Source organism: Salinisphaera sp. SPP-AMP-43 (assembly GCF_049568105.1).
Lineage (GTDB): Bacteria > Pseudomonadota > Gammaproteobacteria > Nevskiales > Salinisphaeraceae > Salinisphaera.
Map to the genome: position 1 here is coordinate 3048192 of NZ_CP145335.1, position 16715 is coordinate 3064906.

A 16715-nucleotide genomic window follows, 5' to 3' on the forward strand; every position below is an offset into this window, starting at 1 on the left:
GTTTCGCGGCAAACGCGCGAGTATATCAGCGCCAACCGGCTGGCTAGGGATCGACCCACCATCAAACGATGGTTGAATTGTTCAATACAGCCCTTATTACAAAGGCAAAGCGATTGCCGCAGGCCGCGGTACGACTCTTACAAGTTTTTATAGGGAAATCGATCATGCGAATGGACCAACTCACAAGCAAGCTCCAGCAGGCACTGTCGGATGCCCAGAGCCTGGCCGTGGGACGCGATCACAACGAGATCCAGCCGCAGCATTTACTGCTGGCTCTGCTCGACGCCGAAAGCGGCACCGTTCGCCCGCTCCTCGACGGGGCCGGCTTGAATGTCCGCGAGATCCGCAATCAGGTGCTGAAAAGCCTGGACAATCTGCCGACCATCGGCGAAGCGACTGGCGAGGTGAATCCCAGTCAGGCGCTGGTACGGGTGCTGAACCTAGCGGACAAACTCGCCCAGAAGCGTGGCGATGCCTATATCTCGAGCGAGCTGATCGTGCTGGCCATGCTCGAGGACAAGTCCGAGACCGGCAAGATCCTGAAGAACGCTGGCGCCACTCGAGATAACCTCACTGCCCAGATCGACAAGATCCGCGGTGGCGACAACGTGGACGACCCGAACGCCGAGGAACAACGTGGCGCGCTCGACAAATACACGACCGACCTGACTGAACGCGCCGAACAGGGCAAGCTGGATCCGGTGATCGGCCGCGATGAAGAGATCCGGCGTGTGATCCAGGTCTTGTCTCGCCGCACCAAGAACAACCCCACCCTGGTCGGCGAGCCCGGCGTAGGCAAGACCGCGATCGTGGAAGGCCTGGCTCAGCGCATCGTCAACGGCGAGGTACCGGAATCGCTGCGCGACAAGCGGGTGCTGGTACTCGATCTGGCGGCCATGATCGCCGGTGCCAAATATCGCGGTGAATTCGAGGATCGGCTCAAAGGCGTACTGGCCGATCTGGCCAAGCAGGAAGGCCGGATCATCCTGTTCATCGACGAGATCCATACCTTGGTCGGGGCGGGCAAGGCCGAGGGCGCGATGGATGCAGGCAATATGCTCAAGCCGGCGCTGGCCCGAGGCGAGCTGCATTGCATCGGTGCAACCACGCTCAACGAGTATCGCGAGAACATCGAAAAAGACGCCGCGCTGGAGCGTCGCTTCCAGAAGGTCATGGTTGACGAGCCGGACTTGGAAGACACCATCGCCATCCTGCGCGGGCTCAAAGACCGTTATCAGGTCCATCACGGCGTGGATATTACCGACGGCGCGATCATCGCCGCGGCCAAGCTGTCGCAGCGCTATATCACCGACCGCAAACTACCGGACAAGGCCATCGATTTGATCGACGAGGCCGCTTCCAAGATCCGGATCGAGATCGACTCCAAGCCCGAGGAACTCGATCGGCTCGACCGACGCTTGATCCAGCTCAAGATCGAAAAACAAGCGCTGTCCAAGGAATCCGACGAAGGCTCCAAGGCGCGTTTGGATAAGCTCGACGAAGAAATCGCCGAGCTCGAGCGGGAATATTCGGATCTGGAAGAAATCTGGAAGGCTGAAAAGGCCAGTGTGGCCGGTGCCGCCAACAAGCGCGAGGAGCTCGACCAGGCCAAGCGCGATCTGGAAGCTGCCCAGCGCGCCGGCGACTACGAGCGCATGGCTGAACTGCAGTACGGCAAGATCCCGCAACTGCAGCGCGAACTCGAAGAAGCCCAGGCGGCCGAAGAAAAACCGACCGACCACAAGCTGCTACGCAACAACGTCACCGACGAAGAAGTCGCCGAGATCGTGTCGCGCTGGACCGGCATTCCGGTCAACCGCATGCTCGAGGCCGAACGCGACAAACTGCTGCGCATGGAAGAGTCCCTGCACGAGCGCGTGATCGGCCAGGATGAAGCGGTTTCAGCGGTCTCGGATGCGATCCGACGCTCCCGCTCGGGCTTGTCGGATCCGAACCGGCCGATCGGCTCGTTCCTATTCCTCGGCCCGACCGGCGTCGGCAAGACCGAGCTGTGCAAGTCGATCGCCAACTTCTTGTTCGATACCGAGGCCGCGATGGTGCGTATCGATATGTCCGAGTTCATGGAGAAACACTCCGTGGCCCGGCTGATCGGTGCCCCGCCCGGCTATGTCGGCTACGAACAGGGCGGCTATCTGACCGAGGCGGTCCGCCGCAAACCCTACTCGGTGATCCTGCTCGACGAAGTCGAAAAAGCGCATAACGATGTATTCAACGTGCTGCTGCAGGTGCTTGACGACGGCCGGCTGACCGACGGTCAGGGCCGCACCGTGGATTTCCGCAACACGGTGATCGTGATGACCTCGAATCTCGGCAGCCAGCTGATCCAGGAGTTGTCGGATACGTCCTACGAGACGATGCGCGAGTCGGTGATGGAAGTTGTCGGCCAACATTTCCGGCCGGAGTTCATCAACCGCATCGACGAGTCGGTGGTCTTCCATCCGCTGGAACAAAACCAGATCCGGCAGATCGCCCGTATCCAGATGCGCGAGCTCGAAGCCCGGATGGCCGAGCGCGAACTCACCCTCGAGATCTCGGATGCGGCACTAGACAAACTGGCCGAGGCCGGCTTCGATCCGGTCTATGGTGCCCGGCCGCTCAAGCGCTCGATCCAGACCCTGGTCGAAAACCCGCTGGCCAAGCGGATTCTGGCCGGCGAGTTCGTGGCCGGCGATACGGTCAAGGTCGATCTGTCGGGTACCGACAGCCACGACCTGGCCTTCGACAAGGCTGCCTAGCGGGTTCCGAGCCTGGCGCTAGAAGATCAGCCCGCGGCTTCGGCCGCGGGCTTTTTTATGTCTTATCACCGGTTCGCGCCGTGCCAGGCCGCAATCCACCACGGCGAGGCACCTTAAAGTTGCTCGATGGTCCTGGGCATCCGTTTTTGCATGGCCCGATCGGGAAGCGCGCCATAACCGGCCTGCATGTTGTCCACTAGATGCTCGGGGTCGCTCGTGGCCGGAATCACGACATTGACCGCGGGGTCGGCCAAGACATACTTCAACGCGAACTGCGCCCAACTGTTCACGCCGATTTCAGCCGCATAGCCCGGTAGCGATCGGCCACGCACTGCACCGAACAAGGCACCGTCGTTGAAGGCCCGGTTGACGATCACCGCCATGCCACGATCCGCTGCCAGCGGCAGCAGCCGCCGTTCGGCATCAGGGGTCATCACCGAATAATTGAGCTGGACGAAATCCAAGTCGCGGTTTTTCATCTCCTGTTCGAGCTGGTCGAAGGCATAGGTCTGGTAGTGGGTGATGCCGATATAGCGAAATACGCCTTCAGCCTTCATCTGCTCGAGCGTGTCCCACTGGGTATCGAGATCGACGAAGTTATGCACCTGCATGAGATCGATCGGCTGGCCGAGCAGTTGCTCGGAGCGCTGCATCTGATTGACACCGGCCTCGCGGCCATCGATATGCACCTTGGTGGCCATGAACAGCGAGTCGCGCAGGCCGGCCTCACGGGCCAACCGGCCGATGACGGTTTCAGCATCGCCATAGGTTGGTGACGTATCAACCATTTCACCGCCCATGGCCACGAATTGGTCGAGCACGGTACGCAGATCGGCCAACGTATCGGGATCGTCGGTCGAAAACGAACCGGACGAGCCTAGCCCCATGACCGCCAGCTTCTCGCCGGTCGCCGGGATCGGGCGCCGCCGCATGGTCTGTTCGGTCGCAGCCGACCCCAGCCGCCAAGGCGATAGCGCCAGGCCACCCGCGGCCGCCGCAGTGAGCAGCAACCGGCGACGCACCGCGCAATGTCGGGCTTCGGTCTGCTTGAATCGAGTCATGACGTCATCCTCCGATGGCGCTGCCGGGCATCGACAGCAAACGGCTTTTCATTGGTTGCCGAGGCCGCCCGTTGTTGGCGTACCCGGCCCAGCCCGTAGCCGAAAACAGCCCAGATGCCGGCCAGTGGCACGGCAGCGAGCGCCAGCCCGGCCAGGCCGAGGCCAATCGCACCCAGGCCGGTATACAGCCAGCCACTGGCCGCATCGCCAAAGCGATAGACCACGGTATCGATGAAGTTCTTGGCTTTGTATTTGTCCTCGCGGGAGACCACGCCGAACAGCATTTCGCGGGACGGCTTGGTCAGTGCATAGTTCCCCGAGCGACGCACCACCTGGAAGACTACGAGCACTGCCAGCGTCGGCCATAGCGCCAATGCGCCAAAACCCGCGGCCACTGCTGCTGGAATCAGCGCCAGCGCCACCGGTAGACCGAGCCAAGCCACCAGTCGCGCCGTAGCGAAGAACTGCAGGAACAGCGTAATCGTGTTGGTCGCCAGATCCATGCCGGCGAACACCTGGGTGCGCGTGGCCGAGGAAGCGAAGGCGTTTTTAACGATATGCGCTTGCTCGAAATACAAAAACGTCGACAACGACGAATACAGCACGATGAACAGGCAGATTGCCAGCAGATACGGCGAGCGAAACACATGCACTGCGCCGGCCCACACACCGTCGCGACTGCGATCAGCCTGGGTCGAGGCGCCGGCCGGGCTGCTACCGGCTGATCTCATGACCGCCAGAGCACAACCGGTCGCGATCAGCAGCATGGCAATCGAGATCAGCAACAGATTCACCGTGCCCAACTCATCAGCCAGCCAGGTGGTCAAAGCCGGCCCGGCGATTGCCCCTAGGCTACCGCCCGCCGAGATCACGCCAAACAGTCGTAGCGACTGTTGTTTGTCGAATACGTCGTTCATCACGCTCCAGAACAAGGAGATGACGAACAGATTGAAAACACTGGTCCAGACGAAGAAGCCACGGGCCGTCCAGCTGGGCGCGACGCCGGACGCCATGAGTAGGAAAAAGCCGAAAATAACAGCAATCGAAAAACCGTAGCTGGCGAGCACCAGACCACGGCGCGAAAACCGACGTACCGCCCAGCCGAACAGCGGGACGACGAGCAACATCACCACGAAAGTAGCCGAGAACACCCAGGCCAGATCGTCGACCCCACCCTGGATGCCCATTTCGTCGCGTACCGGCCGCAATACGAAATAGCCAGCCAATAAAAAGAAGAAGTAACCAAATGACCAGACGACCGGCTGGAGCTCACCCGCTTCGAGCGCCAGAGCACGATAGATTCGTTGCACCATGAACGAAACCTCAGATTACCCGCCCGCCGAGCAGCATGTCTTGATTATCGCCTCAAGACCCACAGCGTCGACTATGGCAATTGATTGGTGAATACAGGATCACACAATGCATAACGTTACCGCGAATGGCGCCACGATTCCCGCGCTCGGCTTCGGCACGTTCGAGCTGGATTCCGAGCAGGCTGAATCGATGGTCGAGCACGCACTGAAAGTCGGCTATCGGCATATCGATACCGCCCAGGCCTACAACAACGAAGACGCAGTAGGCCGTGGCATCAAGAATTCAGGCGTGGCGCGTGAAGATATATTTCTGACCACCAAAGTCTGGACCGATCGCTTCACCGATGGCGAGCTGCAGAAATCGGCACAGGAAAGCCTGGATCGACTGGGCACCGATTATGTCGATCTCATGCTTTTGCATTGGCCGAATCCCGATGTATCGCTCAAAGAGACGCTGAATGCGCTCAATGAGATTCAGGACAAGGGTTTGGCACGCAACATCGGGATCAGCAATTTCACCAGCCGCCAGATCCACGAGGCTGCCGAGATCTCAGGCCATCCGCTGGCGACCAACCAGGTCGAATACCATCCTTATCTGGATCAGAAACCGGTCCTGGATGCCTTGGCCGAGCACGACATTGCGCTGACCGCTTACTGCCCGCTGGCACGGGGTGAAGTCTTTAAGGATCCAACGCTTGAACGCATTGGCAAGAAACACGGCAAGAACGCCGGCCAGGTGACCCTGCGCTGGCTAGTCCAGCAGGATAACGTCATCGCCCTGCCGCGCTCATCGAATCCGGATCACGTGGCTTCGAATTTCGATATCTTCGACTTCGAGCTGACCGAAGAGGACATGAGCGAGATCAGCAAACTGCACTCGGAAGACGGGCGCATGATCAACCCGTCCTTCGCGCCAGAGTGGGACAACGCCGCCTGATAGCGCGGCTGTCCGAAGCTGCTGCGTGCAAAGCCGGGCCCGACCATGGGCCCGGCTTTTTTTGTGGCCGGAATCCGCAGCGGCTAGCGGCTGGCCTGGCCGATACGCGAGTGCGCCATATCGAGCGCGGTCTGGGCCGAGGTCCGCCCCGTATGCGCTGACTCGGCGAAAATATGATCGAGCGTGGTTTCGATCGCCGCCACGCGCCCGGCCACGCGGGTTGCATTGTAGCCGTGGGGGTCGACCTCGTCGGCCACGTTGATCAAGCCCCCTGCATTGATAACGAAATCCGGCGCATAGACGATGCCACGCTCGGCCAGCCGGGCCGCATCGGCATCGGTCGCCAACTGATTGTTCGCCGCACCCGCGATCACATGGGCCTGCAATCGAGCGATGCTCTGCTCGCTCAGAATCGCGCCGACACCACAGGGTGCAAGCACATCCACATCGGCGCTGAGAATATCGTCGTTATCCACGATGCAGGCCCCGGCCACTCGCGCACGCTCGACCGCGGCGGCATCGATGTCTGATGCCAGCACCTCGGCGCCGCCGGCGATCAGCCGCTCGATCACCCCAAAACCGACGTTGCCGCAGCCTTGTACGGCAACCCTTAGACCCTCGAAGTCGGCACTCATACCGGCTGCCCGCAACGCCGAGCGCATCCCGACCACGACCCCTTGCGCGGTATGCGGCGACGGGTCGCCGGAGCCGCCGTCGGCGAGGCTGCGGCCGACGGCGTAGCGCGTGACCTCGTTGAGCAAGGCAATATCGGATTCGTTCATGCCCATGTCTTCGGTGGCGATATAACGCCCGCTGAGCCGTTCGACAAAGCCGGCCAAGGCATGCATGCCGGCGGCACGATCGTTCGGAAACGGGCCCATCACGACAGCCTTGGCGCCGCCACAATCCAGTCCAGCACAGGCGGCCTTGTAGCTCATGGCTTCCGACAACCGCAGCACATCGGTCAGGGCTTCGGCCTCATCGCGATAATCGCGAATCCGCACACCGCCGATACCCGGCCCACGCACGGTGGAATGCACCGCCACGATCGCCTGCAGTCCGGTCTCGGCGTCTTGGAAAAACGCGACCTCTTCGTGGCCGGCCGCAACCATGCCTTTAAAAACAGCCACCGCAACACTCCACTCAAAAACTCGAAGGCGCGCAATTCTGATGCCACCTAGCAAGCTTGTCGATTCGGCCGCGGCGCGTTGTGTTCGACGCGCTCGAACGGGCAGGCGCTCGGGTCAGTCTGCTGCCCCTTCGCCTATCAGCACGACAGCCCGCCGAGCCCAGGCACGAGCATGCTATCGGCCGGTCGTGGCTGGGTGGCTCCAGGTTTAAAAAAAGCCGGCCCTAGGGCCGGCTCCGTTCTCCCCCCAAAACCTGGTCACAGCTTAGTTGACGCGCTCGATCACCGTGGCAATGCCCTGGCCCATGCCGATGCACATGGTCGCCAGACCCAGCGTGGCGTTCTTGTCTTCAAGAATATGGGCCAACGCACCGGTAATTCGTGCCCCCGAGGTGCCCAGCGGATGGCCCAGTGCAATCGCACCGCCGCGAATGTTGACCGTGTCTTGGCGATCCTCGATACCCAGCTCCTTGAGCACGGCCAGACTCTGGGCCGCAAAGGCTTCGTTGAGTTCGACATAGTCGATATCGCTCAAGCTCACACCAGCGCGCTGTAGCGCCTTCTGGGTGGCTGGAACCGGGCCGCGCCCCATCACCGACGGGTCGCAGCCGGCTACCGCCATGCCACGGATTCTGGCCATGGGTGTCATGCCTAGAGCCTTGGCTTTATCGGCCGACATCACCAGTACGGCGGCTGCGCCGTCCGAGATCGCCGAGGAATTGCCGGCCGTGACCGTGCCACCGCGAGGGTTGAACGCCGGGCGCAGCGTAGACAGCGCATCGAGGCTCGCATCGTCGCGCACGACTTCGTCTCGTCGACACATCTGTGGATGGCCGCTTTCGTCGACGCCGCGCACGGGCACGATTTCGTCGTCGAATTCGCCGCCGATATTGGCCCGGTAGGCCCGCTGATGGCTGGCCAAAGCGAACTCGTCCTGAGCGCGACGATCGATCCGGTGAATATTGGCCAGCATTTCGGCGGTCAGCCCCATCATCGCCGCCGGCTTGGCAACATATTTAGACAGCGCCGGGGCGATATCGATGTTGTAGTCCATCGGCACATGGCCCATATGCTCGACGCCACCACATAGATAAACGCCGTCGATCCCGGCCGCGATCGCGCCGACCGCGGTATGGATCGACTGCATGGACGAACCACACAGCCGGTTGACGGTCTGCCCGGCGATCGTATGCGGCAGTCCGGCCAGCAGGCTCGCATTGCGGCCGATGTTCAAGCCTTGCTCCTTGGTCTGCTGCACACAGCCCCAGATCACGTCCTCGATCTCGTTCGGATCGAGGTCGTTGCGTGTGATCAACGCTTTCATCAACTCGGCCGAAAGTTGCTCGGCACGAGTGTCGCGGAACATGCCGCCCTTGGAGCGGCCCATCGCGGTACGCACCGCGTCGACGATCACGACTTCATTACTGCCATTGGCTTGCATGATGTTCTCCAGATATCCGGTAGGAATGCGTGGCTGCGAATAACGCGCTTACGACATCCGGTAATAGGTTTCGCCATTGGCCGCCATTTCACGCATGCGCTGGGTCGGCTCATAGAGCTTGCCGAGATGCGCATATCGATCGGCCTTGTCGCAGATCGCCTGCAAGCCCTGGGTATCAGCATATTTGAACGCCCCACCCCGGAACGGCGGGAAACCCAGCCCCATGACCAAGCCCATATCGACTTCGTTGGGCGTCTCGGCGATGCCTTCCTCGAAGGCACGGGCGGCCTCGATGAGCATCGGCACCATCATCCGGTCGATGATGTCCATGGCTTCGAAATCCTGGCTATCACGCTGAACCGACTTGATCAGCTCATAGGCGGTCTCGTCCTGGGAACGCTTCGGCCGGCCTTTCTTGTCTTTTTCGTATTTGTAGTAGCCGAGGCCGGTTTTCTGGCCGAGGCGATTGTTCTCGACCATTACGTCCAACGACGATTTCTCGTCTTGCTTCATACGATCCGGATAGCCGGCAGCGAGCACGTTCTCCACATGCTGCGAGGTATCCATGCCGACCACATCGGATAGATAGGCCGGCCCCATCGGCCAGCCGAACTTCTCCATGACCTTGTCGATCTGGGCGAAATCGGCCCCGTCGGCAATCAGCTGCTGGAAACCGAAGAAATAGGGAAATAGAACGCGATTGACCAGAAAGCCGGGGCAGTCGTTGACCACGATCGGGGTCTTGCCGAGCTTGTGCGCGAAATCGACCACTGTGGCCACGGCTTCTTCCGAAGAGGCCTTGCCCCGGATCACCTCGACCAGCGGCATGCGATGCACCGGATTGAAGAAATGCATGCCCAGAAAGTTCTCGGGACGCTTCAACGCGGTCGCCAACTCGTCGATCGAGATACTCGAAGTATTGGAGGCGAGAATCGTCTGCTCGGAGACGCTGTCCTCGGTCTCGGCCAGCACGCTTTTCTTGACCTTGGGATTTTCGACCACGGCTTCGATGACGGCATCCACCTCGCCGAACTCGGCATAGGACAGTGTCGGACGAATCCGCGACATGCCCTCGGCCATCGCGCGATTGTCGAGCTTGCCGCGTTCCACGCCCTTGGCGAAGTGCTTGGCGGCCTCTTCCAGCCCCTGGTCAATGGCGTCTTCTCGAATGTCTTTCATCAGGGTCGGCACGCCCTTGGACGCCGATTGATAGGCGATACCACCGCCCATAATGCCGGCCCCGAGTACGGCCACCTGATGTACGTCGTGGGCCAGCTTGGCGTACTGGCGACCCTTTTTCTTGATCAGCTGATCGTTGAGGAAGATCTGGATCAGCGATGCCGCCTCCGGGCTCTTGGCGACTTTGACAAAGCCCTCGCTTTCGACCTTAAGGGCTTCGTCGCGGCTCATATGTGCCGCCTGGGCCATGCGTTCTATGGCCTCGATCGGGGCCGGATAATGGCCCTGGGTTTGGCCCATCACATAGCCTTTCGACGTCTCGAAGACCATCGCCGCCTCAGTGCGGTTGAGTGCGAGCGGCCCGGTCTTGTCGGCGCGCCGCGACGCCCAGTCGAACTCACCCTCGATGGCCTTGCCAAGCAGATCGCGTGCAGCGGCCTCGAGATCGTCGTCGGCCACCACGGCATCGACCATACCGACCGCGAGTGCTTTGTGCGCATCGCGGTTCTTGCCGTCGGCAATCCATTCGATCGCGTTGTCGGCACCGATCAGCCGCGGCGCACGTACGGTGCCGCCAAAACCCGGATAGATACCGAGCCGGGTCTCGGGGAACCCGATCTGAGCTTTGGCGCCCATCACGCGGTAATCGGTCGACAGGCACATTTCTAGACCGCCCCCGAGCGCCATGCCGTTGATCGCGGTCACGCTCGGGAACGGCAGATCCTCGATCGCGTTGAACACCGCCAGAGATTCGGCCATCCCGGCCTGCAGTTCGGCGTCCGGCAGCTTGAAACGCTGGCCAAACTCCATGATGTCGGCGCCCACGATGAAAGCGGCCTTGGCCGAAGTGACCAGCAGCCCTTTGATACCCGGGGTTTCGGCGAGCATGGCCCCGGCCTGGCCGAGTTCCGTCATGGTGGCCTGATCGAACTTATTGACCGATTCGTCCTTGGCATCAAAACAGAGCACGGCGATATCGCCGTCGACCCTGACCGTCAGCTTAGATCCTTCGTACAACATGGATTACACGCTCCAACTAACGAGTAGCGGCTCGAGCGAGCCGACATAGCCCAGAAAACTTCGTTCAATACGCTAGCGTATTGTCAGCCCTCGCACAACGCCGAAACCCGTTTTGGTAAGGGCTATTACTGAAGCGCTCAAAGCACGGTCGCGGAGGTTTGCCGACTGTTTTTGACAGGCCCGTGTCGGCATGATTATCTAGCGCTTTATCCGCTGGATCATGGGCGTTTACTAATGGCGCGTAAGAAGAATCCGATCACGCAGATTCGTTCCGATATCGATACTCTACGCCGCAATTACACCGGCGCACTCACGTCGGCGAACAAGGCGATCTATGAAGGTATCGAACAGCTCACCGAACATGAGCTGTCTGCCATCAAGACCCACTACGAACAGGCCCTAACCAGTCTGCACACGCTCAAGCAAGGTGGCTCGCCCAAGGATCTGGCGCTAGCACAGGTGCAACTGCTGCAAGACACTATGGACCGGGTGGTATCGAACGCTCGCCAGAGCCTGTCGATTCTCGACAATACCCGCCGCGAAATCTCGCATCAGATTCGCGACAACATCAGTGGTACGGACGCCCAAGTACAGCATATGAGTGAAGCGGCCCAGGTGGCCGCCGCCCGCGCAGCCGACAAAGCGCGCGAGCAGGCCAGTCGCTATGCTGACAGCGCCGAAAGCGCAGCCGAGCAAGCTGTCGATCAAGCCGAGACCCAGGCCAAGTCGGCCGCCGAGAGCGCCGGCGACGCCATTTCCACTGGCAGCACCACAGGTTCCGGCTCGTCGTCATCGACTTCCGGCCAATCGAGTACGTCCCAGTCGAGCTCGACGAGCTCGGGCGCCCCCCCATCCGGGTCGAGCCAATCCGGTGCCGCTCCGTCGAGTTCTACCCAGTCCGGGACCAACCAAACAGGCTCGAGCGCCAAGAAGCGAACCAGCACCCGACGTACGTCGTCGGCCAAGAGCGGCTCGTCGAAGTCGGGTACGTCCAAGTCCAAATCCGCGGCGTCGGGTAAGAGCAGCAAAACGAGCACTTCGGGCGCATCGAGCGCAAGCAAGGGCAGCTCGAAGGCTAAAACGTCCCAGAGCACGTCTAAGACCAAGACGACTTCGAACAAGTCTTCGACCGGTAAGGCCAGTGGCTCCAAGTCCAGCGCCAGCAGCTCGGGCAGTACCCCCAAGACTGCGGCCAAGAAGACGTCGAGCAAACGCGCGACCTCGAACAAAAGTAGCGGCTCGGCTTCGAAAACGCGTAAGAGCAGTGCCAGCAGCGGCAAAACCAGCGGCGCCACAAACCGCTCTAGTGGGTCCAAAACCAAGTCGAGCAGTAACAAGTCTTCGACTAACAAGTCCTCGACCAACAAGTCCTCCGGCTCTTCGTCGGGCAGCAGCGGCCAGAACGGTTCGTCCGGCAGTTCCAGCAGCGGCTCCTCGAGTAGCTGAGCGTCCTAGCCCATGATCCCGAGGCCGCTCGCCAAGAGCGGCCTTTTTATTGGTCGCTGCCCAGCGCCGTTTGCTTCGTTGGCCCACCCCATGCTCGATCTCGTCGATAGCTCTCAGCTCCTCAGGCTTTTGGCCGAACCCACTCGACTGCGTCTACTGCTCCTGCTCGGACACGAGCCTTTGAGCGTCGCCGAGCTGACCGCAGTCACCCAGTTGACGCAAAGCCGGATTTCGACCCACCTGGCCCGGCTGCGCGAGGCCGGTCTGGTGGTCGACGGCGGACTCGGCTCGAGTAACCGCTACACCGTCGATCCGGGGCGCTGGCCGCGGGATATGCAGCCCCTGTGGCGGGTATTGTCCGAACGCATCGACGATACCCAGCTCGAACGCGATCGCGAGCGGGCCGCCGAGATCGTACGTCGGCGCACGAGCCGAGCCGGTTGGGCCGAATCGGTCGCCGGACGCATGGAGCGCCAGTATTCGCCGGGGCGCACCTGGGAGGCGATGAGTCGTTCGTTGATCGAACTGCTAGACCTCGGTGACGTGCTCGATATCGGCTCGGGCGACGGCGTGCTGGCCGAGCTGCTATGCCATCACGCGCAGCGTTTTACCTGCCTGGATTTGAGCGAGGCCGTGATCGAGGCAGCCCGCAAACGCTTGGCCGACCGGCCCAACGTGGCTTTCGAGGTCGGCGATATGCATGCGCTGCCGTTCAAGGATTCGGCATTCGATCAGGTGTTTATGCTGCACGCCTTGAGCTATAGTGCACAGCCTGCGACCGCGCTTGGCGAGGGTGCGCGCGTACTGCGCCCGGGCGGCCGCATGGTGGTTGCGACGATCGCCGAGCACGAGCACGAGGCAACGGTCGCCGCGTATGATCACGTTAATCTCGGTTTCACGACCGAACGCATCCGAGCCTGGCTGGAAGCAGCTGGATTGCAGGTATGCGAGTGCGCCGAACGCGCCCGCGAACGTCAGCCACCGTATTTCCGATTGATCACGGCCAGTGCTGACAAACCATGAGCCCGACATGAGCCAGACTCGTTCCCGCCCCCGTCATCTACGCCTGATCATTGGCTCGATCTGGATCGCGCTGTTGGTTGGTCTGGCGATCTGGGTCTGGCAACAGGATCTGTCGGTGCGCGAAATCACGCAGCTGATCTACGACTACGTCGTCGACAATCCGATCGCACCGGTGATTTACATCATCATCTATGCGCTGCGCCCGATCACCTTTTTCCCAGCCATGTGGCTGACCATCGCCGGGGGCAGCCTGTTCGGCTTCATCCCGGGCCTGATCTTCGGCCTGCTCGGCGAGAACGCCTCGGCCCAGACCGCCTATCTGCTGGCCCGTTTCTTTCGTACCGACGTCGACGGCGAAGGCCATTCCGATCGTAACCCGCGTATCGCGTCATTCCGGCGGCTGCTGGTCGAACAGGCGTTTCCGACTGTGCTGGTGCTGCGGGCTTCGTTTTTGCCGTTCGATCTGGTCAACTATGCCTGCGGCCTATTGCGTGTGCCGTGGCCGTCCTATACTGCCGGCAGCATCCTTGGCATGCTGCCGCCGATGGTCACGTTCGTGTCCTTCGGGGCCACGGTCAACCTACCCAAGCTGCTTAATCGCAACAGCTTCTCTCCCGAACAGCTGATCGACAGCACTCAGCTGATGATATCGGCCGGCTTGGTCGTAGTCAGCGCGATTATCGCCTTTGTGGCCTATCGTCGCCGCAAAACCTTGGCGGCGAAGGCTTCACAAGACACAAATTGACCGGCCGCACCGGCTTTTGTAACGTCTATTATCGTTTGCTTATCGAGGGGTTGCCGTGCGATATCTGCTCGGTCTGGCCGCAGGTCTGATCACGCTTTGGCTGCTGCTGTCCGGGCACTACGCCATGCTAACGCTTTCGCTCGGTGCACTATCGATCGTATTCATCCTTTGGCTGAGCAGCCGACTCGAGCTGATTAACGCCGAAGCGGTACCGCTGGCCCTGCTGCCCCGTATGCCCGCGTTCCTGGCTTGGCTGTTCCTGCAGGTGGTTCGTTCCAACATCGACGTGTGCTGGCGGATCCTGCGCGGGCAAGCAGCGATCTCGCCGAGTTTGGTGAGAATTCGGGTCCGCGACCATACACCGCTCGGGCGTACTATCCTCGCGAACGCAATCACACTCACCCCCGGCACGGTCACCGTGGGCCTGGAAGGCGAAAACGCTGTGGTGCACGCCTTTACCGAAGATGGCGCTCAGGATATCCGAGACGGCACGATGGCCGAGCGCGTCGCGCGGCTCGAAGGCGGAGCGGACTAGCCATGTTCATTGCCGGACTGCTGGGCGTGGTGGTCACCATGCTGTTTCTGCTCGTGCGGGTATTGGCCGGGCCGACGGTCTACGACCGTATTCTCGCGATCAATCTGTTCGGCACCAAAACCGTGTTGCTGATTGCGGTGCTTGGTTTCCTCAACGGACGACCGGAATTTCTCGACCTAGCGCTCACCTACGCCCTAATCAATTTCATCGGCACGGTCGCCGTACTCAAATTCATGCAGTACGGCGATCTTGGCTGGGACAGTCAATCGGAAGAGGAATCCGATGTCTGAACATTACATTCGAGTCAGCGTGGAGCGAACATGTGGACCTTGAGCGCTGATATCGCCAGCTGGGTTTTGCTGGTCGCCGGCGCGATCGCCTGTATGATCAGTGGCTTCGGGGTGCTCCGGCTGCCCGATCTGTACACCCGGATCCACGCGGCTTCGGTCGCCGATACCGGCGGCATGCTGCTGATTCTGACCGGCCTGATGATTCAGGCCGGACTGGGTCTGACCACCGCCAAGCTGGTACTGATCGTGATCTTTTTATTACTGACCAGCCCCACGGCGACCCATGCCTTAGCGCGTGCCGCCCGGCAGGACGGTGTCAAACCGCAGGAAGAAAAGGACGATAGCGCATGACCGCTGACGCCCTGCTCGATTACTGCCTGCTCGTGTTTCTGGTCGCGGTGGCCGTGGCGCTGGCGCGTATGCGGCATCTGTTCCCGGTGGCCATGCTGACCGGGCTGTACAGTCTGCTCTCCGCGAGCCTGTTCACCCTGCTCAATGCCCCGGACGTGGCACTGACCGAGGCTGCCGTGGGCGCCGGTGTGACCACCGTGCTGTTTCTGGCCACCTTCGGCCTGACCCGTGCCCGAGAAAAACCGGCCAAGCGATCGCGCCAGCTGACCGGGGCCGTAGTCACCCTGATTACCGGGGCCGCCCTGGTCTATGCCAGCCTGGATATGCCGCACTTCGGCGATGCCGAAACGCCGGTCCAGCAGCATCCGCTACGGCATAAGTACCTGGTCGAAGAGCAGCATGAGATCCACGTGCCCAACACCGTGACGGCCGTTCTGGCCAGCTATCGCGGCTACGACACGCTCGGCGAGACCGTCGTGGTCTTTACTGCCGGCCTAGGGGCACTGATCCTGCTTGGCCGCGGTCGCCGCAGCAAACGCTCGAACAAGGACTAGGCATGCGCGAGCACACCGTGCTGCGCGTTGTCGCGCAGCTGATTATCCCGCCGATCTTGTTATTCGCGCTTTATGTCCAGTTCCACGGCGACTATAGCCCAGGCGGTGGTTTCCAGGCCGGCGTCATCTTGGCGAGTGCGATTATTCTCTATGGGCTGATCTTCGGCGTCGAAGCCGCGCGTCGGGCCGTGCCGCCCACCGCGCTGCGCATCGGCGCAGCCCTCGGGGTGTTGATCTATGGCGGCACCGGCGTGGTGACCATGCTCGCCGGCCACAATTTTCTGGATTACGACGCCCTCGCCCACGACCCGATCCACGGTCAACACTATGGCCTGCTGATCGTCGAGTTCGGCGTCGGCGTGACCGTGGCCTCGATCATGATCGCGATCTTTTATGTTTTTGCTGGTCGCGGCCGCGTCGAGGATGGCCACGAATGACGGCATTTGTTACCGAAACCGTACCCGGGCTGTTCAATTATTGGGTAGTCATCGCATTGATGATGATCGGCTTCTATACGGTCATCGCCCACGACAATCTGGTCAAGAAACTGATCGGTCTGAACGTGTTTCAGACCTCGGTATTCATTCTCTACATCAGCATGGGCAAGATCTTCGGTGCGACGGCGCCGATCCTCACCGACGGCGATCCGGTCTATGCCCATCCGCTCCCCCAAGTCCTGATCCTGACCGCGATCGTGGTGGGCGTATCGACGACGGCCCTGGGGCTGGCGCTGATTGTGCGTATCTACGAGGCCTACGGCTCGGTCGAGGAAGATGAAGTCCTGGATGCCGACTTCGCCACCCAAGATGCCGAGCAAGCCGAGGAGGCCGAACGCGCACGCGCAGCCCGGGCTGCCGAACCGCATGCACCCGCCGGGGGCGACGATGGTTCGGAACACGAAAAGGATGACCCTGCACGATGACGGGTAATGCGTT

Annotated in this window: 16 protein-coding genes and 1 pseudogene; 11 read left to right on the top strand and 6 right to left on the bottom strand. The window is 61.1% G+C overall.

What is annotated here, in order from left to right; genetic code table 11:
• Positions 1-170 precede the first annotated feature (170 nt).
• Complete coding sequence (gene clpB / locus V5738_RS13055; RefSeq protein WP_423821244.1) at positions 171-2756, top strand: ATP-dependent chaperone ClpB; 2586 nt, start codon at positions 171-173, stop codon at positions 2754-2756.
• Positions 2757-2869: 113 nt separating this feature from the next.
• On the opposite strand, the gene V5738_RS13060 is transcribed toward clpB, so the two are convergent.
• Both V5738_RS13060 and V5738_RS13065 read right to left on the bottom strand, forming a co-directional pair.
• Complete coding sequence (locus V5738_RS13060; protein WP_423821245.1) at positions 2870-3817, bottom strand: aldo/keto reductase; 948 nt, start codon at positions 3815-3817, stop codon at positions 2870-2872.
• A complete protein-coding gene (locus V5738_RS13065; protein ID WP_423821246.1) occupies positions 3814-5130 on the bottom strand; it encodes an NTP/NDP exchange transporter in 1317 nt (438 codons plus the stop codon). Before V5738_RS13065 ends, V5738_RS13060 begins: the two co-directional genes overlap by 4 nt.
• 106 nt (positions 5131-5236) lie before the next feature.
• On the opposite strand from V5738_RS13065, the gene V5738_RS13070 reads away from it, so the two are divergent.
• On the top strand, positions 5237-6067 hold the full coding sequence (locus V5738_RS13070) for an aldo/keto reductase (RefSeq protein ID WP_423821247.1): 831 nt from the start codon (positions 5237-5239) through the stop codon (positions 6065-6067).
• An 83-nt stretch (positions 6068-6150) separates the two neighbouring features.
• Here the strand turns inward: V5738_RS13070 and V5738_RS13075 are convergent, their stop codons facing one another.
• From V5738_RS13075 to fadB, 3 genes are all read right to left on the bottom strand, one after another.
• On the bottom strand, positions 6151-7197 hold the full coding sequence (locus tag V5738_RS13075; protein WP_423821248.1) for a Glu/Leu/Phe/Val dehydrogenase dimerization domain-containing protein: 1047 nt from the start codon (positions 7195-7197) through the stop codon (positions 6151-6153).
• Between the two features lie 264 nt (positions 7198-7461).
• Positions 7462-8637 carry an acetyl-CoA C-acyltransferase FadA gene (gene fadA, locus V5738_RS13080; protein WP_423821249.1) on the bottom strand — a complete coding sequence of 392 codons (1176 nt, stop codon included), beginning with the start codon at positions 8635-8637 and terminating at the stop codon, positions 7462-7464.
• Between the two features lie 48 nt (positions 8638-8685).
• The gene (fadB, locus tag V5738_RS13085; protein WP_423821250.1) at positions 8686-10836 is read right to left on the bottom strand and encodes a fatty acid oxidation complex subunit alpha FadB; all 2151 of its coding nucleotides are present in this window, start codon (positions 10834-10836) and stop codon (positions 8686-8688) included.
• Positions 10837-11070: 234 nt separating this feature from the next.
• Between fadB and V5738_RS13090 the strand changes: the two are divergent.
• Positions 11071-11328, top strand: a pseudogene (locus tag V5738_RS13090) (phasin family protein); the annotation flags it as partial.
• 212 nt (positions 11329-11540) lie between these two features.
• Here the strand turns inward: V5738_RS13090 and V5738_RS13095 are convergent.
• Positions 11541-12203 carry a hypothetical protein gene (locus tag V5738_RS13095; protein WP_423824241.1) on the bottom strand — a complete coding sequence of 221 codons (663 nt, stop codon included), beginning with the start codon at positions 12201-12203 and terminating at the stop codon, positions 11541-11543.
• A gap of 169 nt (positions 12204-12372) precedes the next feature.
• Between V5738_RS13095 and V5738_RS13100 the strand changes: the two genes are divergently transcribed.
• Genes V5738_RS13100 through V5738_RS13135 form a run of 8 tightly spaced genes read left to right on the top strand, consistent with a single transcriptional unit; the run spans position 12373 to position 16702 of the window.
• Positions 12373-13305: an ArsR/SmtB family transcription factor gene (locus V5738_RS13100; RefSeq protein ID WP_423821251.1), complete on the top strand. Its 933-nt coding sequence runs from the start codon at positions 12373-12375 to the stop codon at positions 13303-13305.
• 7 nt (positions 13306-13312) lie between these two features.
• Positions 13313-14050, top strand: a complete 738-nt coding sequence (locus tag V5738_RS13105) for a TVP38/TMEM64 family protein (protein ID WP_423821252.1) — start codon at positions 13313-13315, stop codon at positions 14048-14050.
• A gap of 55 nt (positions 14051-14105) precedes the next feature.
• Positions 14106-14585 carry a Na+/H+ antiporter subunit E gene (locus tag V5738_RS13110; protein ID WP_423821253.1) on the top strand — a complete coding sequence of 160 codons (480 nt, stop codon included), beginning with the start codon at positions 14106-14108 and terminating at the stop codon, positions 14583-14585.
• Positions 14586-14587: 2 nt separating this feature from the next.
• Positions 14588-14875 carry a monovalent cation/H+ antiporter complex subunit F gene (locus tag V5738_RS13115; RefSeq protein ID WP_423821254.1) on the top strand — a complete coding sequence of 96 codons (288 nt, stop codon included), beginning with the start codon at positions 14588-14590 and terminating at the stop codon, positions 14873-14875.
• Between the two features lie 30 nt (positions 14876-14905).
• Positions 14906-15226 carry a monovalent cation/H(+) antiporter subunit G gene (mnhG, locus tag V5738_RS13120; protein WP_423821255.1) on the top strand — a complete coding sequence of 107 codons (321 nt, stop codon included), beginning with the start codon at positions 14906-14908 and terminating at the stop codon, positions 15224-15226.
• On the top strand, positions 15223-15780 hold the full coding sequence (locus V5738_RS13125) for a DUF4040 domain-containing protein (RefSeq protein ID WP_423821256.1): 558 nt from the start codon (positions 15223-15225) through the stop codon (positions 15778-15780). The genes mnhG and V5738_RS13125 overlap by 4 nt, the downstream gene beginning before the upstream one ends.
• 2 nt (positions 15781-15782) lie before the next feature.
• Complete coding sequence (locus V5738_RS13130) at positions 15783-16217, top strand: Na(+)/H(+) antiporter subunit B (RefSeq protein ID WP_423821257.1); 435 nt, start codon at positions 15783-15785, stop codon at positions 16215-16217.
• Positions 16214-16702 carry a cation:proton antiporter subunit C gene (locus tag V5738_RS13135; RefSeq protein ID WP_423821258.1) on the top strand — a complete coding sequence of 163 codons (489 nt, stop codon included), beginning with the start codon at positions 16214-16216 and terminating at the stop codon, positions 16700-16702. Before V5738_RS13130 ends, V5738_RS13135 begins: the two co-directional genes overlap by 4 nt.
• Positions 16703-16715: the final 13 nt, after the last annotated feature.

Bases quoted from the DNA above. Each gene is read 5' to 3' on its own strand.
- clpB (WP_423821244.1), top strand. From the start codon at position 171: ATGGACCAACTCACAAGCAAGCTCCAGCAGGCACTGTCGGATGCCCAG.
- V5738_RS13060 (WP_423821245.1), bottom strand. From the start codon at position 3,817: ATGACTCGATTCAAGCAGACCGAAGCCCGACATTGCGCGGTGCGTCGC.
- V5738_RS13065 (WP_423821246.1), bottom strand. From the start codon at position 5,130: ATGGTGCAACGAATCTATCGTGCTCTGGCGCTCGAAGCGGGTGAGCTC.
- V5738_RS13070 (WP_423821247.1), top strand. From the start codon at position 5,237: ATGCATAACGTTACCGCGAATGGCGCCACGATTCCCGCGCTCGGCTTC.
- fadA (WP_423821249.1), bottom strand. From the start codon at position 8,637: ATGCAAGCCAATGGCAGTAATGAAGTCGTGATCGTCGACGCGGTGCGT.
- fadB (WP_423821250.1), bottom strand. From the start codon at position 10,836: ATGTTGTACGAAGGATCTAAGCTGACGGTCAGGGTCGACGGCGATATC.
- V5738_RS13100 (WP_423821251.1), top strand. From the start codon at position 12,373: ATGCTCGATCTCGTCGATAGCTCTCAGCTCCTCAGGCTTTTGGCCGAA.
- V5738_RS13105 (WP_423821252.1), top strand. From the start codon at position 13,313: ATGAGCCAGACTCGTTCCCGCCCCCGTCATCTACGCCTGATCATTGGC.
- V5738_RS13115 (WP_423821254.1), top strand. From the start codon at position 14,588: ATGTTCATTGCCGGACTGCTGGGCGTGGTGGTCACCATGCTGTTTCTG.
- mnhG (WP_423821255.1), top strand. From the start codon at position 14,906: ATGTGGACCTTGAGCGCTGATATCGCCAGCTGGGTTTTGCTGGTCGCC.
- V5738_RS13125 (WP_423821256.1), top strand. From the start codon at position 15,223: ATGACCGCTGACGCCCTGCTCGATTACTGCCTGCTCGTGTTTCTGGTC.
- V5738_RS13130 (WP_423821257.1), top strand. From the start codon at position 15,783: ATGCGCGAGCACACCGTGCTGCGCGTTGTCGCGCAGCTGATTATCCCG.
- V5738_RS13135 (WP_423821258.1), top strand. From the start codon at position 16,214: ATGACGGCATTTGTTACCGAAACCGTACCCGGGCTGTTCAATTATTGG.